This is a genomic window from Solibacillus cecembensis (assembly GCF_050272495.1).
GTDB classification, from domain to species: domain Bacteria; phylum Bacillota; class Bacilli; order Bacillales_A; family Planococcaceae; genus Solibacillus; species Solibacillus cecembensis.
On record NZ_JBNNMF010000003.1, the window covers coordinates 251,344 to 274,016 of the forward strand.

Consider the following 22,673-nt stretch of genomic DNA (forward strand, 5'->3'; position numbering starts at 1 on the left):
ACCGAGGCATAATTGATTAAGTGAGGGAAATTAAGAATGACAACATATACACCAATGATGATCCAATATTTAGATGTAAAAAAGGACTATCAAGATGCCTTCGTATTTTACCGATTAGGCGACTTTTATGAATTATTTTTTGATGATGCGGTAAAAGCATCACAGCTCCTAGAAATTACGTTAACAGCACGCGCAGGCAATACCGACAACCCGATTCCGATGTGTGGGGTGCCTCATCATGCTGCAAAAGGTTATATTGAAACACTTGTAGCAAAAGGATTTAAAGTCGCGATTTGTGAGCAAACGGAAGATCCAAAACACGCAAAAGGTGTTGTCAAACGTGAAGTAGTACAGCTTGTGACACCTGGAACGATTATGGAAGGTAAAGCACTTGATGGCAAAACGAATCATTTTATCGCAGCTGCTGAAAGTCTATCTGACAACGAAATGGCGATTGCTTATTTAGATATTTCAACGGGTGAGGCAAATGTGTCGTTGATTGAAGGGCAAGCGAAAGAATTAATTCAACAGCTTCAAGCTTATGCCATCAAAGAAGTCATTGTTACAGAGCAATTACAACTAAAAATCGCGGATTATGCGATGAATGCGGGTATTGTCGTATCACTTGAAGAGCAGGAAATGGATGAGGGACGTGCCGTGCAATATGTACAAAATATTCCGAGTGCCCTACAAGTGGTCGCGAAACGATTATTGCAGTATGCAGAGCGAACTCAAATGCGTTCTTTGTACCATATTCAAACATTTACTTATATAGAAGAAAAAACAACATTAAAAATTGATACGAATTCAAAACGTAATTTAGAGCTCATTCAATCGATCCGTGGCGGCGATTCGAAAGGGACACTCTTATGGCTTTTAGATGACACCGTAACTGCAATGGGCGGACGTAAATTAAAGCAATGGTTGCACCAGCCACTTGCCAATAAAGTGGCGATTGAAGCAAGACAAGAAGTTGTAACGGAATTACTGGAAGAGTTTTTTGTTCGTGAAGAATTACAGCAACTATTAAAAAATGTCTATGATTTAGAACGTTTAGCGGGGCGTGTTGCATTTGGCTCGGTAGGCGGTCGGGATTTGGCCCAACTGAGAGAATCATTACGCCAAGTGCCAGCCATTCAAGAAAAACTAATACAAAGTGGTCGAGCGCAATTAATTCGATTAGGGGAAAATTTTGATTTATGCGGGGATGTCGAGCAATTATTAACAGATGCCATTACGGATCACCCTCCGATTTCGATTAAAGAAGGGGACGTTATGCGAGATGGTTATAATGAACAGCTCGATCAATACCGTGATGCCTCTCGAAACGGCAAAGACTGGATTGCGCAATTAGAACAAAAAGAACGTGAATTAACCGGCATTAAAAACTTGAAAATCGGTTATAATCGCGTGTTTGGTTACTATATTGAAATAACGAAATCGCATTTAAGCAATACCGATTTAGCACGATTTGAACGCAAACAAACGTTAGCGAATGCGGAGCGTTTTATTACAGAAGAGTTAAAAGAAAAAGAGGCGCTTATTTTAAATGCAGAAGAGCAAAGTTTAGCGTTAGAATATGATTTATTCGTCGCTTTACGCGAACAGTTAAAAACGTATATTCCACGTGTACAAGCTTTAGCAGCACAAATTAGTGAGCTAGATGTGTATATGAGTTTTGCGAACGTAACGGATAAATATCGTTTTACGAAACCAGTATTTCATGATGGGCGTGCACTGAAAATTATCGAAGGGCGCCACCCGGTTGTAGAAAAAATGCTCAATAAACAAAGCTATGTGCCGAATGATTGTTTATTATCCGATGAAAAAAATATGATGCTCATTACGGGACCGAATATGTCGGGTAAAAGTACGTATATGCGCCAAGTAGCACTCATTGTTGTGCTTGCACAAATGGGCTGTTACGTACCGGCACAAGAGGCGGTGTTACCGATTACCGATCAAATCTTTACCCGAATTGGCGCGGCAGATGATTTAGCAGCTGGTCAATCGACGTTTATGGTGGAAATGATTGAATCACAGCATGCCATTACCCATGCAACGAAAAATAGTTTGATGCTTTTTGATGAAATTGGGCGCGGAACATCGACATATGACGGCATGAGTTTAGCGCAAGCGATGATGGAATATATTCATACGGAAATTGGAGCGAATACGTTATTTTCAACGCATTATCATGAGTTAACGGATTTAGAAACACAATTAGACCGTTTGCAAAATGTCCATGTCAGTGCGACGGAACAAGATGGACGCGTTGTATTTTTACACAAAGTGAAGTCGGGTGCAGCAGATAAAAGTTATGGTGTACACGTGGCAGAACTTGCTGAAATGCCGCAGCCGATTTTACAGCGGGCACGTGATTTATTAGCAGAATTTGAGGCGAAGGATGCTAGGCAGGGAGCGGTGAAAATCGAGGAACCGCCTGCATTTAAAGAACCGGTTCCCCAGCCACCTGTGCTTGCACAAATGGTTCAAGAGCCTGTGGAACAGCTAACATTATTCCAAATGACCGATGCCCCAGCGATTTCAGAAGCGGAACAACAAGTGCTCGAAGCCATTTCAAAATTAAATGTCATGGGTACTACACCGATGCAAGCAATGACTGTTTTATATGAGTGGCAACAAAAACTTTTAGAAAATAAATAAGGAGGCGTGCCGGATGGGGAAAATTCACATTATGGATGAATTATTATCCAATAAAATTGCGGCTGGGGAAGTAGTTGAACGCCCATCATCGGTCGTCAAAGAGCTGGTCGAAAATGCGATTGATGCGCATAGTACGTCAATCGAAATTTTCCTCGAAGAAGCGGGATTAAGTACGATTCAAGTCGTAGATAACGGCAGTGGAATGGACGAAGAAGATGCGCTCAAATCCTTTTCCCGTCATGCAACTTCCAAAATTGAGAAGGAACAAGATTTATTCCGCATTCGTACACTCGGGTTCCGCGGAGAGGCATTAGCATCGATTGCTTCTGTTTCGAAATTTACGCTGCGTACTTCGGATGGTGAGGGGGGTGTCCACCTTTATTTAGAAGGGGGGCGCTTGAAAGAACATAAACCTACTTCATTAAGAAAAGGGACAGATATTACAGTTGCGCAATTGTTTTTTAATACACCTGCGCGCTTGAAATATTTAAAAACGATTCAAACGGAGCTCGGGCATACGATTGATTTTATAAATCGTATTGCGCTCGGGTATCCAACTGTGGCGATTAAACTCGTTCATAATGGACAAACGCTATTACAAACAAATGGGCGCGGACAAGTGCAGCAAGTGTTAGCGGCAATTTACGGGACGCACAACGCGAAAAAAATGATTGCTTTTGAAGGGATAAATCAAGATTATAAAATTTATGGTTTTGCTTCCTTACCAGAGGTGACACGTGCTTCTAAAAACTATATGTCGTTATTTGTGAATGGTCGCTGGGTGAAGCATTTCGTTATTCAAAAAGCGATTACCGATGCTTATCATACGTATTTGCCGATTGAACGCTTTCCAATCGTGTTGCTTTATGTAGAAGGAGACCCGCAATTAACGGATGTCAACGTACACCCAGCGAAACATCAAGTACGGTTAAGTAAAGAGCCAGAATTGCTAAAATTAATTGAAGATACATTGCGTCAAACGATTCGCGATGTTATACGTGTGCCTGTTGCTGAGAAAAAAGAAAAACCTGTTCGTGTACCTGGCGAGCAAATGAATTTATGGAATCCATCAAAAACATCCGCCGCTACATTGGATGAAACGAAGATGGACGAATTAGTCGAGCGTTTAACAAATGAGCAACAATCGGTTGTTAAGGAACCATTTGCACCAGCTCCCTATTATGAGCGAGTGGAACAAACAAAACCTTTCGAAGCATTTGAAACGCAGCCAATTATACAGGAGCCTGTTTTACAAGTTGAACCGTTCCAACATGAAAAAATTGAGGAACAGCAGCCAGATTCACCGAAGCAACCGTTCCCGCAGTTAGAAATTGTTGGTCAGATTCATGGGACATATATTGTGGCGCAAATGGAGGACGGGTTTTATTTAATTGATCAACATGCGGCACAAGAACGGATTAAATATGAATATTTTAAAGAAAAGGTTGGAGAAGTGAACGCCAATGAGCGCCAAGCGTTACTCATGCCACTTACTTTCCATTATGCAGCAGACGAGGCGCTCAATTTAAAAGAATCGATGAGTGCGCTTGAAGAAGTCGGTGTGTTTTTAGAAGAGTTTGGGCATGCCTCGTTTGTCATTCGCGAATATCCAACATGGTTCCCGAAAGGTGAGGAACAAGAAGTGATTGAAGAGCTCATCGAACAAGTGTTAAAAACGAGGAAAACGGATATTAAGAAATTACGAGAAGACGCAGCCATAATGATGAGCTGTAAAAAATCGATTAAGGCCAACCATTTCCTTAATAAAGAGCAAATGGAGCGCTTAATAACAGATTTGCGAGCAGTAGAAAATCCATTTACTTGTCCGCATGGGCGACCGGTTTTAGTTCACTTTACAACGTATGAAGTTGAAAAAATGTTTAAACGCGTCATGTAAGCCAAAATGAAAGGGTGAAAAATGTTGGATAAAAATTCTTGTTATTTTCAAATGAGTGATGGGCATCAAGTATTTGTTACAACGTATATACCTGCTAAACAAGTGAGTGGCCATGTGCATATTTTGCACGGGATGGCGGAGCATTCAGCGCGTTATGAACACTTTGCGAAATTTTTGTGTGATGAAGGTTATTCCGTTTCGATGCACGATCATCGTGGACATGGCGCAACGGCGCAACAAAATGGACAATTCGGTTTTTTTGCTGAGAAGGATGGATTCGAGCGTGTTGTAAAGGATGTATTTGAAGTCATTGAATTGTTGCGACAACAGTTGGACATCAAATCGCTCACGTTATTTGGACATAGCATGGGCTCGTTTATTGCACGACGTTTTATTCAACAATATAGTTATTTGCTCGATCACGTCATTTTAAGTGGGACTGGTACAGTCAAACCACTTCATATAGCAGGCAATGTGTTAGCAAAGCAGCTTGTAAAAATGAAGGGTGCGAACGTGGAAAGTCCCTTGTTAGATAAATTAAGTTTTGGTAATTTTAATAACAAAATTCAAAATGCCAAAACGTCCTTTGATTGGCTTTCAACCGATGAGGAGCAAGTTCAAAAGTATATTCAGGATGAAAAATGTGGATTTATTGCCACGACACAGTTTTTCGTGGATTTAACTGATGGCTTATTAATGCTCAATAAAGTCAGTGAAAATTCAAGAATTCGCCCATCCTTACCGATTCTATTAGTAAGTGGAAGTGAGGACCCGGTGGGGGATGCTGGAAAAGGTGTCGTTCAAGTCGGGCAACAGCTTCAAGAGGCAGGAGTAGATCATGTAAAGGTGTATCTCTTTGAAGGGATGCGCCATGAAATTTTAAATGAACGCAACAAAAAATATTCTTATGAAATGATTTTACGGTGGTTAAAAGATGGAAAATAAGTTAGACGTAGTGGCGATTATTGGCCCTACCGCATCAGGAAAGACAGCACTTAGCATCCGTTTGGCTAAGGAAATGAACGGTGAAGTCATTAACGGTGATTCGATGCAAATTTATAAAAAAATGGACATTGGAACAGCAAAAATTACGGAACAGGAAATGGACGGTATCCCACACCATTTATTAAGCTTTAAAGAGCCAACAGACAGCTTTTCTGTGGCGGAATATCAGCAGCTTGTGCGAGAAAAAATGGCGGAAATCAGGTCACGCGGAAAATTGCCAATCATTGTTGGTGGAACGGGTTTATATGTCCAATCGGTGCTCTATGATTTTCAATTTACGAAGCAAGAAGTAAATGAAGAAGCGCGCAGTAAATATTACGAGGAACTAGCTCAGCTTGGTCCGGAAGTGATGCATCAAAAATTAGCACAAGTCGATGCAGCAGCAGCGGCGCAAATTCACCCGAATAATACGAGAAGAGTCATTCGTGCACTTGAAATGGCGGAATTAGCAGGCGTTTCTCGAGCGGAAGAGCAGTTTAATCGCGGAGATGTGCCACTGTACAATCATTTAATTATTGGCATGGATATGGACCGTGAAAAGCTGTATGAACGCATTAATTTACGTGTGGATCTCATGCTTGAAGCAGGTTTAGTAGAGGAAGTACGTGCGCTTTATGACGATGAAATTCGCGACGTTCAATCGATTAAAGCGATTGGTTATAAGGAATTGTATGCTTATTTAGATGGGCTGCTGACGTTAGAAGAAGCGACTGAACAAATTAAGCAAAACTCACGACGCTATGCAAAAAGACAATTAACCTATTTTAGAAATAAAATGGATGTGCAGTGGATTGGCAATGATTGGGACAAAGTGAAAACTTTTTTCTAATTCATGAAGGAAAGTATATTACTCATGCCGAATGTTTATTATGTAATGAATAAATAGAGAAGAGGGGTAATTTCATGAAACCGATTAATTTACAAGATACATTTTTAAATAGTTTACGAAAAAACAATATTTTTGTAACGGTCTTTTTACTGAACGGGTTCCAATTAAAAGGAATCATAAAATCATACGATAATTTTACAGTGTTATTAGATTCAGATGGTAAGCAACAATTGATTTATAAGCACGCTATTTCAACGTTTATCCCTGCAAAACCAGTGGCATTCGGACCCGACGAAGAATAAAAATTCGCAGTTTGTCGTTGTATCAATTATAATGACAGGTGACACTGAAGTATTGGGGGATTTTTTAAAATGAAAACATTAACAACAGATGAGTTATTAAACTTACTAGATGCCAATGAAGATTTACATGTCATTGATGTACGCGAAGATTTTGAAGTGGAAGAAGGCATGATTCCAGGTGCAGTACATATTCCATTAGGCTCAATTCCAGACCGTACAGCAGAATTAGATGCATCAAAATCATATATTGTCGTATGCAAAGGTGGCGTGCGTAGTGCCAATGCATGTGAATATTTAGCAGCTCAAGGATTTGATGTAACGAACCTTGAAGGCGGTATGCTTGCGTATGAAGGCGAGTTAGAATTTAAATAATCGTTGAAAAAAGCACAATGGCGAATGAATGAAATCGCGATTGTGCTTTTTTTGTTAGATTATAAAGATTGAATTTTTCGACGCGGCAAATGCCAGCTGTATGTATAAGATAAAATACGCAATAATGCGATGATAAAAAAGAGTGTGAATAAAAAGAAATCTCCTGACAAAAGTTCAAGCCCGATAAACAGACCAGCACTCGCCGCCCAAACGCCGTATATTTCATGACGAAGAACAATCGGTTTTCTTCCAGCGAGTAAATCTCGAACAATTCCCCCTCCAGCGCCAGTTAAGACAGCTGCAACAATGACTGCACCTATCGGCAGATCGAGTGAAACCGCATGCATAGCCCCTTGAATAGCAAAAGCTGATAAACCAATAGCATCGGTAAAATTCCCCCAACGGTTCCAATGTTTAATTAAACGATTGGGAATAATAAAGAAAATCGTAATGGCGGCGAGCGCAATTTGGAACATCATCTCCTGGCTCCATAAAGTTGAAACGGGTAGCCCGATTAATATATTTCGAATCGCACCCCCACCAAATGCCGTAACAATCCCTAAAATATAAACACCAAAAAGGTCATATTCCTCCTCCATTGCGACAATTGCTCCAGATATGGCAAATGCAACGGTACCGATGACACTAAAAAACTCCCAAGCCAATGTGATCCCCCCATCAACATACTCATACTGAGAATAGCAGTAATTCAATATTCCGTCAAAATACGTGCGCAATCATGTATAATAGAAAGGATATTAAAAGTAAGAATGGAGATAGTTACAATGGCATTTCAACCGAAACTAACAGAGGAAACACTAACTCTTGCTACGCGCATAGAGGAAAAAGTGTTTGATTATCATAAAAAAGTGGACGAACAAGCATTTTTCAATCAGCAAAAGGTACTTTCGGCATTTCGCAATAATCAAGTAAGTGATTTCCACCTACATCCATCTAATGGCTATGGCTATGATGATGAAGGACGCGATAATTTAGAACGTGTATATGCAGAAGTATTTGGCGCGGAAGCTGCAATTGTCCGCCCGCAAATTATTTCAGGTACACATGCGATTACATTAAGTTTATTCGGTGTATTGCGTCCAGGAGATGAGCTTGTTTACATTACTGGCAAACCGTATGATACGCTGCAATCCATTGTTGATGGTGGTGACAAGGATACGGGCTCGCTGAAGGATTATAAAATTGGCTACTGTCATGTCGATTTAATTGATAATAAAGATATTGATTGGCAAGGTGTTCGTCAAGCGATCAATGAAAATACGAAGATGGTTGCGATTCAACGTTCAAAAGGATATGCAAGCCGCCCATCATTTACAATTGAAGCCATTCGCGAAATGGTTGTAAAAATTCGTGAAATTGCACCGCAAGCTATTATTTTTGTGGACAATTGTTACGGTGAATTTGTTGAAACATTGGAACCGACAGAAATCGGTGTAGATTTAATGGCAGGGTCTTTAATTAAAAATCCGGGTGGTGGTTTAGCTAAAATCGGTGGCTATATTGCTGGGCGCGCGGATTTAGTAGAAAAATGTGCATATCGCATGACGTCACCAGGAATTGGGGCAGAGGCAGGCGCGACATTAAATACATTAGCAGACTTTTATCAAGGCTTCTTCATGGCGCCGCATACCGTTGCACAAAGTTTAAAAGGTGCGATTTTTACAGCAGCAATGCTTGAGGAATTAGGCATGACAACGGCTCCACATTTTAGTCAACAGCGTACCGATTTAATTCAGTCTGTATCATTCCAAACAGCGGAGCAAATGGTAGCGTTTTGTCGAGAAATTCAAGCCGCTTCGCCAATTAATGCCCATTTCGCACCGGAACCTGCGTATATGCCAGGCTATGAAGATGATGTTATTATGGCGGCCGGTACATTTGTGCAAGGTTCGAGTATTGAGTTAACAGCTGATGGTCCGATTCGCCCGCCATACACAGCGTTTATTCAAGGTGGCTTAACGTATGAGCATGTAAAATACGCGATTTGTTTAGCTGTTCAAACGTTAAAATAATGTAGAGAAAAAAAGACCGATTTTTGCTAATTATTGCATGAATTTTCTACTTCGAAAAAACTCATGTTAGCTTTCCTTACACAGAATTGACAATGAATTTTCCATGTTTTAATATAAATCGTAAGTAAGGAGGATGAATGTATGTGAGTAGTGAAATACGGCGCACAATGCCGCTATTGTCGATGAGTATTGTGATGCAATTAACCGATTTAACAGCAAGGCAAATTCGCTACTATGAAGAACATCATTTAATTCAGCCTCACCGAACAGCAGGAAATCGACGCATGTTTTCATTAAACGACGTAGATCTATTATTAGAAATTAAAGACATACTTGAGCAAGGTGTGAACATGGCAGAAGTGAAAAGAGTGTTCGCAAAGAAAAATGAATCCGCAACAACTGCTGCCAAAAAGGAAATATCGGATTCAGAGCTTCGGGAAATTATGCGTGAAGAGAGGCGGCAAGCTAATCGCATGCAAAAAACGTCCATCCGTCAAGGGGATTTATCACGTTTCAATCATCGTTCAGCAAGAGATGCTAAACGATAATCAAAGCCCCGGCGGATGTCACAGATTTTAAGGGGAGTTTTTCGAGTAAACTCGAATAAAATCTGGACGCGATTCCGCCAAGGCAGAATTGATTTAGAAATTGATCACGTGTAAATTATAAAACACCGATTTTTCGGGGAAGAAACCAATTTAGGAGTGTGGAACATAGTGGGAAAATATACGAAGGACGATATTAAACGTCTCGTACAACAAGAAGAAGTAAAATTTATTCGTTTACAATTTACGGATATTTTAGGAACAATCAAAAATGTTGAAATTCCAGTAAGCCAATTAGATAAAGCATTAGATAATAAAATGATGTTTGATGGTTCTTCAATTGAAGGTTTCGTTCGTATCGAAGAGTCTGATATGTATTTATACCCTGATTATGATTCGTTTATGGTATTCCCATGGACTGCCGAAAAAGGCAAAGTAGCACGTTTCATCTGTGATATTTATAATCCAAATGGTACGCCTTTCGCAGGTGACCCACGTAACAACTTAAAGCGCGTACTAAAAGAAATGGAAGAAATGGGCTTCACGGATTTCAACTTAGGACCTGAGCCAGAATTCTTCTTATTCAAGTTAGATGCAAAAGGTGAGCCAACTTTAGAAGTAAATGACAACGGTGGTTATTTTGACTTAGCACCAACAGACTTAGGTGAAAACTGCCGTCGTGATATCGTATTAGAGCTTGAGGAAATGGGCTTTGAAATTGAAGCATCTCACCATGAAGTAGCACCAGGGCAACACGAGATTGACTTTAAATACGCAGATGCGATTACAGCATGTGATAACATTCAAACATTCAAGCTAGTTGTAAAAACAATTGCACGTAAACACGGTTTACATGCAACATTTATGCCAAAACCATTATTCGGTGAAGCAGGATCAGGTATGCACTTTAACGTTTCATTATTTAAAGGCAAAGTAAATGCGTTTTATGATGAATCTACAGAGCTTGGCTTATCTGAAAGTGCAATGCAATTCATGGCAGGTATTTTAAAGCACGTACAAGGATTTACAGCAATTACAAATCCAATTGTCAACTCGTATAAACGTTTAGTACCAGGCTATGAAGCACCTTGTTATGTAGCATGGTCAGCGCAAAACCGTTCGCCACTTATTCGTATTCCATCTTCTCGTGGTATATCAACGCGTGTTGAGGTGCGTTCAGTTGACCCGGCTGCAAATCCATATTTAGCGATGGCTGTTATTTTAGAAGCAGGTCTTGAAGGAATTCGTCAACAATTAACACCACCACCAGCAATCAACCGTAACATTTACGTGATGAGCGAAGAAGAGCGTCAAGCAAACGGTATTGATAACTTACCAGCAGCATTAGATGATGCTTTAGCGTTACTTGCAAAAGATAAAGTTGTACAAAAAGCATTAGGTCGTCACATTTATGCGAACTTCAAGGAAGCAAAAGAAATTGAGTTCGACATGTATCGCTCAACTGTTCACCAATGGGAACGCGACCAATATTTGAAGATGTACTAAGAAAAATGCGTTGGGGCGATTTGCTCCAACGTTTTTTTACTATGTAATGCCCACAAACACGGTAGCTTTTGTAAAAAAAATATCGCTTGTTTTAGAAATTGTAAAAAGGTAAGGGAATTACTTGTTTCCTGTCTGCTCGTTGATTACACTTAAAGTAGATAGAAAGAGGAGGTCATTTTGTTGAAAAAAAGTATTGCGATAGATATGGACCAAGTGTTGGCCGATTTTTATAAAAAGCTATGCGCTACATATAATGAAAACTTTGGCACAAGCTTTACAAATGAAGAATTTTTACTGACTACACAGCGTGATTTACCAAAAGAGGACGGCAAAAAATTATTTGAGCTTATAAATGAACCTGATTATTTCCGTGATTTAGAGTTGCTCGATCCAGATGCAATTGAGGTTATTAAAGAACTACAAGAGCATTACGAAATTTATATTGCAACTGCAGCGATGGATGTACCAGGTTCATTTAATGCGAAATATGATTGGTTGATGCAATATTTACCGTTTTTGAAAACGCAAAATATCGTCTTTTGTGGAAACAAGGCAGTTATACATACGGATTATTTAATAGATGATAGCCCAGAGCAATTAGTCGCGTTTAAAGGGACAGGTATTATGTATGCCATGCCTTATAATGCAACAGTTGAGGGTTTTGAGCGAGTGAATAATTGGCAGGATGTTCGATCGTATTTTATCGGGCGTTTGGATAGGTAAAGAAAAACGAGTGCTCGTGAGCGCTCGTTTTTTTGTGACGAGAAAATCTAAAGTGGAAAACTGGAAATTGCCAATTTATTAAGTTATTATTATAAAAACTGGAATTTGATAGTTAAAGAAGAAGTATAAACATATGTAATAGTTAACACTAAAACTGTTTTTATTAATATATTGCTAAGGGGAAAATTGGAGGGTTCGTTCGGTATGACAATTACTTTTACCATTGTTGCAGGTATTTTCGGCTTGGTATTCGGTTCTTTTTTCAATGTAGTCGGTTTGCGTATACCTAAAAAGGAGTCCATCATTTCACCCCCTTCCCATTGCACGAACTGTCAGCGTCAGCTAACAATAATCGACCTCATTCCTGTATTTTCGTATGTATTATTGCGCGGGAAATGTCGGGGCTGTGGCGTGCGTTTTTCGCCAATTTATATGATAACGGAGCTTTTGACAGGAGGGTTATTTGCCTTTGCCTTTTGGGAAATTGGATGGCAACCAGAGTTAGCAGTGGCCCTGTTATTTATATCGTTATTAATGATTATTAATGTTTCAGATATTGCGTATATGATCATTCCAGATAAAGTATTATTATTTTTCCTTCCATTTTTAATACTTGCACGCATTTTTGCATCACTCGAACCTTGGTGGGATAGTTTGTTAGGAGCAATTGTTGGCTTTGGTATTTTATTATTCATCGCGGTCGTGTCAAAAGGGGGCATGGGTGGGGGAGACATTAAATTGTTTTTCGTCATCGGACTTGTTCTCGGAACGGTTCAGACGTTGTTGACGCTATTTTTAGCAGCGGTCATCGGTATGTTTGTGGGAATTGTCATCTTAAAAATTCGTAATAAAGGAAGAAAGACGCCTGTTCCATTTGGCCCTTCTATTTCACTTGCTGCAATCATTGTCTATTTTTACGGCGAGCCCATATTACAGTGGTATGGATCGCTTTTTAATTTTTAAACATTCACACAAATTTGACTATTAATGGTATGCTACTAATATCAAATTTTGGGGAGGAAAATAATGAAACCTGTTATTGGGCTAACGATGCATCCTGTAGAAGGAAAGAAAGAGATTAATAATACATACATTCATGCGATTAAAAGAGCTGGAGGCACGCCTATTTGTTTGCCTGTTATTAACGAGGGAAATGTTGAGCAAATATTAGATATTGTGGACGGTGTTGTATCAATTGGTGGCTATGATGTGAATCCATTAATTTTTGGACAGGAACCCCATTATAAGCTCGGTGTTGTCATTGATGAACGCGATAAAAGCGATATACTCATTATGAAGCGCGCATTTGAACGGGAAATACCGATTTTAGGCATTTGTCGTGGTGAGCAAGTGATGAACGTAGCATTTGGTGGAACCTTATATCAAGATATTGATACGCAAGTGGAAAATGTATTGAAGCATACACAAGTATCCATGCGTCATGAAGTCACGCATACAGTGGAGCTTGAGCAATCGAAGCTACAGCAAATTATCGGGGCCTCCTCGATTTTAACGAATTCCTTCCATCATCAAGCTGTCGATGTAGTAGCTGATGGATTTATTGTCAATGCCCGTGCAAAAGATGGAGTCATTGAAGGGATTGAGCATCCAACGCATCCATATTGTATTGGTGTACAGTGGCATCCAGAAGGTCTTGAAAATGATGCTCCTTCTGAGAAACTATTTAAAAGCTTTATAGATGCATCGATAAAGAAACAATAGAAAAAGCCGCAAACGATTCAAACGTTTGCGGCATACTTGTTTTTAATGCACGTTGCGGTATAATCCAACAACTTTCCCAAGAATCGTTACTTGGTTTACGAGTATCGGATCCATCGAACTATTTTCAGGTTGTAAACGGAAATACGATTTTTCCTTATAGAAGCGCTTTACTGTTGCTTCATCATCTTCTGTCATAGCCACGACAATTTCCCCGTTATTTGCAGCAGAGCATTTTTTAACGATTACGTAATCGCCATTTAAAATACCAGCCTCAATCATAGATTCACCCATAATTTCGAGCATGAACAATTCATCCTCCGAAGAACCATATGTATCGGGTAGTGGAAAGTATTCCTGAATATCTTCAATGGCAGAAATAGGAAGTCCGGCCGTTACTTTGCCAATTAGTGGCACATGGATAACGCCTTGCTTTGGGATGGTTGGGTCTCCTTGCTCAAGAATTTCAATGGCACGTGGTTTTGTCGGATCTCGACGAATGAGCCCTTTACTTTCTAAACGAGCTAGATGTCCATGGACAGTTGAACTTGAAGCTAAACCAACAGCTTCACCGATTTCTCGGACAGAAGGTGGGTAGCCTTTTGTACGAACTTCATCTTTTATAAAAGCTAAAATGGCTTCTTGACGCTTCGAAATTTTTGTCAACACACTCACCTCTTTAATAAGTAGTTTTATTAAATTTAGTATATCAGTATGCGAACAAGAATGCAAACATAGGTTCTAAAAGGGGTTGACAAAAACGTATGTTCCTATTATTATAAGAACATATATTCCGAACGTACATTCTAAAGGGGCGATTTATTATGGGTAAAATGAAGTTAAATGGCTTTACAACAATGTTCTTCTTATTTTCATTTCTGTTTCTTGCATTTATTATAGCGAAAGACGAACAAATTACTTCATACGAACACATTACCATCGAACAAGGAGATACTTTATGGTCGTTAGCTGGGCAATATCGTGGTAAAATGGCAGAGCATGATTGGATTGTCACGGTAAAAAAGGAAAATGCATTGCGTGATGGGAAAATTATAAGTGGGCAGCTGTTATTAGTACCTATCGTAAAAAACTCCAAACATATCGTAGGGTTATCTGAATCACCAGAAATACATACTATTAAAGTAGCGAGTGAAACTAATGAATCAAAATAAAGCAGTCATTTATTGTCGTGTGAGTACCGACAAATCAACACAAGAGACGTCGTTAACACGACAGCAAGAAGAATTGACACAATATGCACGGTCACATGGCTATACAGAATGGCAAGTATTTCTCGATCAACAGAGTGGCTATGAGGTTGACCGAGATGGCTTACTCGACATGCTTGACTACATGAAGGCATTCGATATTAAAGCGCTATTTGTGCAAGACGAGACACGTTTAGGACGTGGCAATGCGCGGATGGCGGTACTACACCTTATTCAAAAACAGGAAGCGATGGTTTATTCGTTAAACGATGCGGGTCTATTAGCATTGAATGAAATGGATACGATGCTGCTTGAAATTTTAGCAGTCGTGGAAGAATACCAGCGCCGTATGCATAACGCTAAAATTCGACGTGGCATGCGCCGTGCCGTTGAAAATGGATATAAACCAGAAAATAATTTGAAAAACAGAGGCAATCAGGAAGGTAGAGAACGTAAAGAAGTACCAATTGAAGAAATTGTGAATTTACGTCAAAAAGGGCTCACTTTTTTAGAAATATCAAATACGTTAACAGGACTTGGTTATCAAGTAAGTAAGGCGACTGTCCATCGACGTTATATTGAACATATTGACAGACTTGAAGAGTAATCACTTGCACTTCGAGTCTTTTTTCATTAGCTAAAAGTAAGAGAATTACTTTAACTGGAATTTCTTGCATGAATATGGCGTAAATGTTGCACAGTAATTGCTAGCATTTATTAATTATGAATCCGACTAGCTGCATATAATTCAGTTAGGGAGGAATGAAGTATGACAAAAAAAATTAAGTTTTCCATTATTATTCCTGCACATAATGAAGAAAAGTATATTGGGAAATGTTTGGATTCAATCGTTGCGGCTTCAAAAGGATATACAAATCAAGTTGAGATTATCGTTGTATTAAATCGATGTACGGATAAAACCGAGGAAATTGCAAACTCATATCATTGTATTACATTGAGAAATGAAGATAAAAACTTGTCTAAAATTCGAAATGCGGGTGCTGCAATTGCAAATGGTGAAATAATAATTACGATAGATGCGGATACCCAAATGTCAGAGGACCTACTAACTAATGTAGAGCAATTATTAGCCTCCGGGAATTACATAGGCGGTGGTGCAAACGGGAAATTTGAAAGAATGTCTCTAGGTATTGTCGTTTCGGCGTTATTGCTCATTGTTCCTTTACTTTTCAAGTATGGAGCCATATCAGTAGGGATTTTTTGGTGCTACAAAAAAGACTTTATAGCAATCAATGGCTTTAATGAAAATATGCTTATGGCCGAAGACGCCGATTTTGCCAAACGGTTAAAAGATTATGGGAAAAGAAGTAGCAAAAAGTGGGGGACTATAAAAAATGGCATGACAACTTCATGTAGAAGGTTTGATACTTACGGAGATTGGGGATTATTGAAAAACCCAAAAGTCATACTAGCCTATTTAAATGGTTCGGATCAAAACTATGCAAATAAAACATATTATGATAACCAAGAAAGATAGAAGGATGATATGAATGGGCCATTTTCAAAATAGGTTAGACTATCTGTTAAACGTAAATAACATCTAGTAAGTAAAGTTTATCTATAAGCCATCTATTGCGAAGTTGAATAACTCAATATTTGTTGTAAAACATCATTCTACAACATTCTAATTTAAAATGTTAGCTAATACTAAGATAATTTACTTGCACTTCAACTCATTTTTTCATACCGTAGTATTATTGTGTATACATGTAAATTTGAAAGGTGAGAATAGAATGTTATCAAAACAAAAATTAGCTCGAATTAACGAATTATCGAAGTTGGCAAAAGAGGGCAAGCTAACAGAGGAGCAGGCGAAAGAACGCACGGCTTTAAGAAAAGAATATTTGGATATTTTCCGCTCAACAATGCGTGATACGATTGAGCATGTGAAAGTGGTAGATGAAGAAGGAAATGACGTAACACCAGAAAAATTAAAGCAAATTAAAGAGCAAAATAAATTCATCAATTAACATCATTTCAATTGATATGACATAATTATCATAAAGTATGACATATTTTATAAAACGTTAGGATAAAGGATTGTTTTCTTGTCCGTTTTTGTCTAAACTAAGTAGGAATAAATAACGCACGAGAAAGAAAGGATGTCACATAATGACACAACATATGGATCAGTTAGCAATTAATGCTATCCGTACACTATCAATCGACGCAATTGAAAAGGCAAACTCAGGTCACCCAGGACTTCCAATGGGCGCTGCACCAATGGCTTACACTTTATGGACAAAGCAATTACGCCATAATCCTTTAAATCCAAAATGGTATAACCGCGACCGTTTCGTATTATCAGCAGGTCATGGTTCAATGTTGTTATACAGCCTTTTACACTTAGGTGGATACGGCTTAGAAATGGAAGAGATTAAAAACTTCCGTCAATGGGGCTCATTAACGCCAGGACATCCTGAATACGGTCATACAATAGGTGTTGAAGCGACGACAGGTCCATTAGGTCAAGGGATTGCGATGACTGTTGGTATGGCAATGGCAGAACGTCATCTTGCAGCAACTTACAATAAACCAGGCCATGAAATTGTTGACCATTATACATTTGCACTTTGTGGCGATGGCGATTTAATGGAAGGTGTAGCTGCAGAGGCAATTTCACTTGCAGGGCACTTACAATTAGATAAATTGATTGTGTTATACGATTCAAATGATATTTCACTAGATGGTGATTTAGAAAAGTCATTCTCTGAAAACATCCAAAAACGATTCGAGTCATATAGCTGGAACTACTTAAAAGTACAAGATGGTACAGATGTAGCAGCACTAAATGCGGCAATCGAACAAGCAAAACAAAACACTGGTGGTCCAACGATTATCGAAGTAAAAACGGTAATTGGTTTTGGTTCTCCAAACAAATCGGGTAAAGCAGATTCACACGGTGCACCACTTGGTACAGACGAAGTGGTATTAACAAAAGCAGCATATGAGTGGGCGCATGAACCATTTGATGTACCTGCAGATGTGTATGACACATTTAATGCAGCAGCGGATGTACAAGGTGCACAACCAGAAGCGGCTTGGAATGAATTATTCGCGAGCTATAAAAATGAATATCCAGAGCTTGCACAACAATTTGTTAATGCAATGGAAAATAATTTACCAGAAGATTTCGCATCAGAATTACCTGTATATGAAGCGGGTAAATCAGTTGCAACACGTTCTTCTTCAGGTGATGCAATTAATGCGATCGCGAAAAACTTACCATCATTCTTCGGTGGTTCAGCTGACTTAGCAGGTTCAAACAAAACAACGATTAAAGGCGCTGGAGATTTCTTCGCAGAAACACCAGAAGGCCGCAATATTTGGTTTGGTGTACGTGAATTTGCAATGGGTGCTGCAATGAATGGTATGGCTTTACACGGTGGGGTCAATGTATTCGGTGGTACGTTCTTCGTATTCTCTGACTATGTACGTCCAGCAATTCGTTTATCTGCGTTAATGGGCTTACCAGTAACGTATGTATTTACACATGACTCAGTAGCAGTAGGAGAAGATGGTCCTACGCATGAGCCAGTTGAGCATTTAGCAGCTTTACGCGCGATGCCAAACTTATCAGTAATGCGTCCAGCAGATGCCAATGAATCGGCTGCAGCATGGAAATTAGCAGTATCAAGCGAATCAACACCAACTGTTTTAGTACTTTCTCGTCAAAACTTACCAGTATTAGATGCGTCATTAGAGACGGTTTATGACGGTGTTGATAAAGGTGCATACATCGTATCACCAGCAACAAAAGCAACAGCAGATGCGATTTTAATTGCAACGGGTTCAGAAGTAGGTTTAGCTGTAGAAGCGCAAAAAGCTCTTTTAGCAGAAGGAATTGATGCATCTGTTGTATCAATGCCAGCAATGGATCGCTTCGAAAAGCAATCAAAAGAATACAAAGAATCGGTTCTACCAAAAGCAATTACAAAACGTTTAGCAATTGAAATGGGTGCTTCATTCGGCTGGCACAAATATGTTGGCTTCGAAGGTGACGTACTTGCAATCGATCAATTCGGCGCATCTGCACCAGGCGAATTAGTAATTGAAAAATACGGATTTACAGTAGAAAATATCGTAGCAAAAGTAAAAGCACTATAATATTCTATCTTGAGCAGGTTGGTAAGATGAACTTGGGTGCAATTATGCCCTTGGAATAAATGATTAGATGCTTTATAAAAATGCCATTCGCATCCTTGCGAGTGGCATTTTTTTGAACGACGAACGTGCTTATATGAATGGACAATGGTACGATAGAACTTGAAAAAGCAACTTGAAGTAAGGAAGTGAATAGTTAAATGACAACAGATCCAATCCAAAAAGAAATTACAACATATATTGAGCAGCAACTTTACATGCTCACAAAAAATGCAGATGTTAAATCGTTCGAACAGGTAATTCAACAAAACGTAAACGACAAACGCCAATCTGCACGATCAACCGTGGATTTTTATGATCGTCTTATGTTAAATATTGCGTACTTTGTGGAAAATAAAGCGGCATGGGGAAAGCTGATTGATGAAACATACGGTGCGGGTCAAGTACCAAAAATCACTACAATTGAAAATGAATTAATGGCGCAGCAGATGCGGATTCGTCAGGATGTCGCTGAAAAAATGGAAGACTATACGAAAGCCTTTCATCAACAATATGAAGCGTTAAATGTGACGGATGAGGATGTCATTTATGATTATGCTTATGCATCGCTTGAGAACACGCTTCGTATCGATTTTATAACGCATATTACCGTGAATAACGCGACGATTTTAACTAACGGGAATATAGAAGAAACTTTAAAAATGATGGATGGCTATATTGCATATTATGCGGATCAATTCGTCAATCAAATGAAACTTACATAAAAAGGAGATAAACATGAACTCACCGTATATTTATAAACATGTAGCACCAAAAATAGAAGGGGACAAGCATCCAGCAATTTTCCTTCTGCACGGTTTAGGAAGCAATGAGCAGGATTTACTCCAATTAGTCGAATCCTTTACAACACAGTGTCATGTATTTAGCTTGCAAGGACCGATTGAACACCGTCCAGGGTATGCATTTTATACGTTTGAAGAAGAAGGAAAGCCAGAGCGTGCCGTATTTGATAAAGTGGTGAAAGTAACGGGAAATTTCATTCAAGAAGCAATCGAAGAATATAATTTAGATGCCAATCAAATTTATGTCGTAGGCTTCAACCAAGGGGCAGCCATTGCACAAGCTTTAGCGGTTGTTATGGGCAATGCAATTAAAGGAACAGCAACTCTTAGCGGTTATTTACCAGAATTTGTTGCACTCGAATATAGTAAAAAAACGATGGATCAATCTAAAATCTTCATTTCACATGGGGAATACGATTATGATTACCCACTTGTATGGGCAGAGCACAGCGCCGCATTTTTCAATGAATACGGCACGAATGTTACGTTTAAAACCTATCCAGTTGGTCATGGTGTAAACGAGCAAAATTTACAAGATTTAATTGCATTTTTAGCGGAAGATTTACCGACGAAATTAAATTAGTATAAAGAAACCATATGGATTAGATATAATGTGGGAAAAAGCTGTCTCAAAAGTCGTAGAAAATGACTTTTGATGACAGCTTTTAATTTTGTCTAAAACTAATAGATCGTTTGTAATTCGGGTAGTTGGTCAATTTTTTCTAAAGGCATCGGCTTGTAAAAATAATAACCTTGCCCGGCAGGACAGCCCATTGCTTTAAGCATGATTAGTTGCTCTTTTGTCTCGATTCCTTCTGCGATGGCGCGCATATAAATATTTTGTGCAAGCTGAATAATCGTTTGTACCACGGCATAAACACCTGGATCTTTCATCGAATTAATGAAGCTACGATCAATTTTAATTTCCGAAAAAGGCAAATGCGGTAAGTAACTCAATGAGGAGAAGCCTACGCCGAAATCATCTATCGAACTTTCAATACCAATTTTTTTTAGTTGCTGTAAAATCTCTTTTGCTTTTGTAAAGTCGCCAAGCTCAATACTTTCTGTCACTTCGAATCGGATGTATTTTGCAGGGACATCGAATTGTTGGAAAATGTGTTCAACTTCTGATAAAAAATGAACATCATAAAAGTAATCCGGTGAAATGTTAATGGCAATGGGATAAATTCTTTTCCCTTCGATGATACGTTTTTGTAACCATGCAAGGACGATTTTAAAGTTTAAAGAATCGATTTCTTTAATTTTCCCAGATTTTTCAGCGATTGGGATAAATATCGCTGGTGAAACATTGCCAAGTACATGCGAGTTCCAGCGTGATAATGCTTCAAATCCTTCAATTTCTAATGTATCAATATTAATTTTTGGTTGTAAATGAACGGTGAATTCTCCGTTTTGAATGCCGTAAACAAGCTGATTGAAAGTTTCCATTTCTTCTGCTAGTTTTTTATTACTATCTTCCTCGAAAAACGCGACATTCGTACCATTTATAGACCGTGCTTTTGTTAAGGCGATGTCTGCCTGATGGATGCAATCTTCCACTACGGATGTATTGTGAAAATAACTAATGCCAGTTTTTAATGTAATATAGTTACGCTTCCCATTATGCGTATAAGGGTCGATAGTTAAGGTTTGGATGCGTGATTGATAGGCATCCAGCTGTTGAAGGGATACTTTTTTAGCAATAATAATCGAATTAGAAAAGCGTGCAATAAATTCCTCGTCAGGAGTCGGATTTTGTTGAAGTCGTTCAACCATTTGGTGTAATAATTTATCCCCAGCTTTGCGCCCATATAAATCAACAAAATTATTAAACTCACTTGGATGGAGTAATGCGATAATCCCTTCATTGCCTGTATCAATCCATTGCTTTAACATAGTTTGAAAGTATTGCATATTAGGGAGATTTGTATCATTATCATAAAAAGCTAGTCTTCGTAATTCTAACTTTTGCTCCGCATAATTGACCGCTAATTGAATGAGTAAAGTTAATCGGTTTAAATAGTCTAAATCATCTTGCTTTAGTTCGGTATTGTCTTCATGTAGTAACGTCAAAACACCAAAAATTTGATATTGAGGTGTTAATATAGGTTTTGTCCATGACGTGTTCACTAAGTTGAGTCGATGTTCTTGAAATTGTTTTGTCACATTTTCAGGAAGGACGAGTTCGTTTATATAAACTGGCTGTGTATCGGAACAAATAGTAGGTGAAATTCTAGGGATTTCGAGTTGCTGAATAATATGTAATGGTAATGAATGGGAACCAACTGATTTTATTTCATTTTGATTTTCAATTAAATGAATCGTGCAATAAACATTTCGAATGTAATAATTTTCTATTTTTTCTGAAATTAACGTCAATATTGATTGTAAATTATCTCCGTTATCAATTTCTGCATACACCTCATGCTCAAGTTTCGATAGCATTTTATTGAGTGCTTGTGTTGTATGATCCTCGCACGTTAAAAGTAAATATTGAATGGTATCCTGTTGATCGCGAATCGGATGTACAATTATGTGGTTCCAAAAAGCAGAGCCATTTTCTTCGTAATGCAAAATAGTAAAATTATTAGATACACCTTTTGTTAAAGAATAAAGTAATTCATTATAAGTATCCAAATTTGTTTTTTGCCCATTAAAAACCGTGATATTTTGTCCAATTAATGCGTCGTTCCTATAGCCAGTAAGTTGAAAAAAATCATTATTTACATGTAGAATGGGTAAACTTTTTTCATGGAAGTCAAGGATTATAGTTCCTTTAGAGAGTTGGTCACTAAAACTTTTTAACCAAATCAATAGGTCATCCTGTGATAGCGGCATCATTGGATTTATTTGCACGAAAGTTCCCCCTTAAAAAATAGGTCGATTTATTAATAACAGTA

General features: G+C 38.6%; 22 protein-coding genes. 19 read left to right on the forward strand and 3 right to left on the reverse strand.

What is annotated here, in order from left to right:
* Positions 1–36 precede the first annotated feature (36 nt).
* The 6 genes from mutS to ACQKIH_RS04520 all read left to right on the forward strand — a co-directional run bounded on the left by mutS (position 37) and on the right by ACQKIH_RS04520 (position 7,072).
* On the forward strand, positions 37–2,667 hold the full coding sequence (gene mutS / locus ACQKIH_RS04495; protein WP_427763645.1) for a DNA mismatch repair protein MutS: 2,631 nt from the start codon (positions 37–39) through the stop codon (positions 2,665–2,667).
* A gap of 13 nt (positions 2,668–2,680) precedes the next feature.
* Positions 2,681–4,564: a DNA mismatch repair endonuclease MutL gene (gene mutL / locus ACQKIH_RS04500; RefSeq protein ID WP_427763646.1), complete on the forward strand. Its 1,884-nt coding sequence runs from the start codon at positions 2,681–2,683 to the stop codon at positions 4,562–4,564.
* 24 nt (positions 4,565–4,588) lie between these two features.
* Positions 4,589–5,509 carry an alpha/beta fold hydrolase gene (locus ACQKIH_RS04505; protein ID WP_427763647.1) on the forward strand — a complete coding sequence of 307 codons (921 nt, stop codon included), beginning with the start codon at positions 4,589–4,591 and terminating at the stop codon, positions 5,507–5,509.
* Entirely contained in the window at positions 5,499–6,398 is a 900-nt protein-coding gene (miaA, locus tag ACQKIH_RS04510) for a tRNA (adenosine(37)-N6)-dimethylallyltransferase MiaA (RefSeq protein WP_427763648.1), read from the forward strand. The genes ACQKIH_RS04505 and miaA overlap by 11 nt, the downstream gene beginning before the upstream one ends.
* Positions 6,399–6,472: 74 nt before the next feature.
* Complete coding sequence (hfq, locus tag ACQKIH_RS04515; protein ID WP_057988331.1) at positions 6,473–6,700, forward strand: RNA chaperone Hfq; 228 nt, start codon at positions 6,473–6,475, stop codon at positions 6,698–6,700.
* A gap of 69 nt (positions 6,701–6,769) precedes the next feature.
* Positions 6,770–7,072, forward strand: coding sequence for a rhodanese-like domain-containing protein (locus tag ACQKIH_RS04520; RefSeq protein ID WP_427763650.1), 303 nt, complete (start codon positions 6,770–6,772; stop codon positions 7,070–7,072).
* Positions 7,073–7,131: 59 nt separating this feature from the next.
* Here ACQKIH_RS04520 and ACQKIH_RS04525 read toward each other — a convergent pair whose 3' ends face one another.
* Positions 7,132–7,737, reverse strand: coding sequence for a trimeric intracellular cation channel family protein (locus ACQKIH_RS04525; RefSeq protein WP_057988335.1), 606 nt, complete (start codon positions 7,735–7,737; stop codon positions 7,132–7,134).
* A 120-nt stretch (positions 7,738–7,857) separates the two neighbouring features.
* Here ACQKIH_RS04525 and ACQKIH_RS04530 point away from each other — a divergent pair, with 120 nt between their 5' ends.
* The 6 genes from ACQKIH_RS04530 (at position 7,858) to ACQKIH_RS04555 (ending at position 13,601) form a co-directional block, all read left to right on the forward strand.
* On the forward strand, positions 7,858–9,105 hold the full coding sequence (locus tag ACQKIH_RS04530; RefSeq protein ID WP_427763652.1) for a methionine gamma-lyase family protein: 1,248 nt from the start codon (positions 7,858–7,860) through the stop codon (positions 9,103–9,105).
* Between the two features lie 143 nt (positions 9,106–9,248).
* Positions 9,249–9,653 carry a MerR family transcriptional regulator gene (locus tag ACQKIH_RS04535; protein ID WP_427763653.1) on the forward strand — a complete coding sequence of 135 codons (405 nt, stop codon included), beginning with the start codon at positions 9,249–9,251 and terminating at the stop codon, positions 9,651–9,653.
* Between the two features lie 168 nt (positions 9,654–9,821).
* Positions 9,822–11,156: a type I glutamate--ammonia ligase gene (glnA, locus tag ACQKIH_RS04540; RefSeq protein ID WP_057988338.1), complete on the forward strand. Its 1,335-nt coding sequence runs from the start codon at positions 9,822–9,824 to the stop codon at positions 11,154–11,156.
* Between the two features lie 180 nt (positions 11,157–11,336).
* On the forward strand, positions 11,337–11,879 hold the full coding sequence (locus ACQKIH_RS04545) for a 5' nucleotidase, NT5C type (protein WP_427763656.1): 543 nt from the start codon (positions 11,337–11,339) through the stop codon (positions 11,877–11,879).
* 204 nt (positions 11,880–12,083) lie between these two features.
* A complete protein-coding gene (locus ACQKIH_RS04550) occupies positions 12,084–12,842 on the forward strand; it encodes a prepilin peptidase (RefSeq protein ID WP_427763658.1) in 759 nt (252 codons plus the stop codon).
* A 63-nt stretch (positions 12,843–12,905) separates the two neighbouring features.
* Complete coding sequence (locus ACQKIH_RS04555) at positions 12,906–13,601, forward strand: gamma-glutamyl-gamma-aminobutyrate hydrolase family protein (protein WP_427763659.1); 696 nt, start codon at positions 12,906–12,908, stop codon at positions 13,599–13,601.
* A gap of 42 nt (positions 13,602–13,643) precedes the next feature.
* Here the strand turns inward: ACQKIH_RS04555 and lexA are convergent, their stop codons facing one another.
* A complete protein-coding gene (gene lexA, locus ACQKIH_RS04560; RefSeq protein WP_427763660.1) occupies positions 13,644–14,264 on the reverse strand; it encodes a transcriptional repressor LexA in 621 nt (206 codons plus the stop codon).
* Positions 14,265–14,422: 158 nt separating this feature from the next.
* On the opposite strand from lexA, the gene yneA reads away from it, so the two are divergent.
* From yneA to ACQKIH_RS04595, 7 genes are all read left to right on the forward strand, one after another.
* The gene (gene yneA, locus ACQKIH_RS04565) at positions 14,423–14,770 is read left to right on the forward strand and encodes a cell division suppressor protein YneA (protein ID WP_057984135.1); all 348 of its coding nucleotides are present in this window, start codon (positions 14,423–14,425) and stop codon (positions 14,768–14,770) included.
* Positions 14,757–15,413: a YneB family resolvase-like protein gene (locus tag ACQKIH_RS04570; protein ID WP_427763662.1), complete on the forward strand. Its 657-nt coding sequence runs from the start codon at positions 14,757–14,759 to the stop codon at positions 15,411–15,413. Before yneA ends, ACQKIH_RS04570 begins: the two co-directional genes overlap by 14 nt.
* A gap of 162 nt (positions 15,414–15,575) precedes the next feature.
* Entirely contained in the window at positions 15,576–16,304 is a 729-nt protein-coding gene (locus ACQKIH_RS04575; protein WP_427763663.1) for a glycosyltransferase, read from the forward strand.
* Between the two features lie 256 nt (positions 16,305–16,560).
* A complete protein-coding gene (locus ACQKIH_RS04580; protein WP_057984130.1) occupies positions 16,561–16,797 on the forward strand; it encodes a DUF896 domain-containing protein in 237 nt (78 codons plus the stop codon).
* A 142-nt stretch (positions 16,798–16,939) separates the two neighbouring features.
* Positions 16,940–18,934 carry a transketolase gene (gene tkt, locus ACQKIH_RS04585; RefSeq protein WP_057984128.1) on the forward strand — a complete coding sequence of 665 codons (1,995 nt, stop codon included), beginning with the start codon at positions 16,940–16,942 and terminating at the stop codon, positions 18,932–18,934.
* Between the two features lie 197 nt (positions 18,935–19,131).
* Positions 19,132–19,695 (forward strand): DNA helicase, encoded by a 564-nt coding sequence (locus ACQKIH_RS04590; protein ID WP_427763665.1) that lies wholly within the window; start codon positions 19,132–19,134, stop codon positions 19,693–19,695.
* A gap of 13 nt (positions 19,696–19,708) precedes the next feature.
* Positions 19,709–20,356 (forward strand): alpha/beta hydrolase, encoded by a 648-nt coding sequence (locus ACQKIH_RS04595; RefSeq protein WP_427763667.1) that lies wholly within the window; start codon positions 19,709–19,711, stop codon positions 20,354–20,356.
* 98 nt (positions 20,357–20,454) lie between these two features.
* Here ACQKIH_RS04595 and ACQKIH_RS04600 read toward each other — a convergent pair whose 3' ends face one another.
* Entirely contained in the window at positions 20,455–22,629 is a 2,175-nt protein-coding gene (locus tag ACQKIH_RS04600; RefSeq protein ID WP_427763668.1) for a putative bifunctional diguanylate cyclase/phosphodiesterase, read from the reverse strand.
* Positions 22,630–22,673 lie beyond the last annotated feature (44 nt).

Coding starts and splice junctions, on each gene's coding strand:
- hfq (WP_057988331.1), top strand. CDS start 6,473: ATGAAACCGATTAATTTACAAGATACATTTTTAAATAGTTTACGAAAA.
- ACQKIH_RS04595 (WP_427763667.1), top strand. CDS start 19,709: ATGAACTCACCGTATATTTATAAACATGTAGCACCAAAAATAGAAGGG.
- mutS (WP_427763645.1), top strand. CDS start 37: ATGACAACATATACACCAATGATGATCCAATATTTAGATGTAAAAAAG.
- ACQKIH_RS04530 (WP_427763652.1), top strand. CDS start 7,858: ATGGCATTTCAACCGAAACTAACAGAGGAAACACTAACTCTTGCTACG.
- ACQKIH_RS04520 (WP_427763650.1), top strand. CDS start 6,770: ATGAAAACATTAACAACAGATGAGTTATTAAACTTACTAGATGCCAAT.
- tkt (WP_057984128.1), top strand. CDS start 16,940: ATGACACAACATATGGATCAGTTAGCAATTAATGCTATCCGTACACTA.
- ACQKIH_RS04570 (WP_427763662.1), top strand. CDS start 14,757: ATGAATCAAAATAAAGCAGTCATTTATTGTCGTGTGAGTACCGACAAA.
- ACQKIH_RS04550 (WP_427763658.1), top strand. CDS start 12,084: ATGACAATTACTTTTACCATTGTTGCAGGTATTTTCGGCTTGGTATTC.
- ACQKIH_RS04575 (WP_427763663.1), top strand. CDS start 15,576: ATGACAAAAAAAATTAAGTTTTCCATTATTATTCCTGCACATAATGAA.
- ACQKIH_RS04580 (WP_057984130.1), top strand. CDS start 16,561: ATGTTATCAAAACAAAAATTAGCTCGAATTAACGAATTATCGAAGTTG.
- mutL (WP_427763646.1), top strand. CDS start 2,681: ATGGGGAAAATTCACATTATGGATGAATTATTATCCAATAAAATTGCG.
- yneA (WP_057984135.1), top strand. CDS start 14,423: ATGGGTAAAATGAAGTTAAATGGCTTTACAACAATGTTCTTCTTATTT.
- ACQKIH_RS04590 (WP_427763665.1), top strand. CDS start 19,132: ATGACAACAGATCCAATCCAAAAAGAAATTACAACATATATTGAGCAG.
- miaA (WP_427763648.1), top strand. CDS start 5,499: ATGGAAAATAAGTTAGACGTAGTGGCGATTATTGGCCCTACCGCATCA.
- ACQKIH_RS04555 (WP_427763659.1), top strand. CDS start 12,906: ATGAAACCTGTTATTGGGCTAACGATGCATCCTGTAGAAGGAAAGAAA.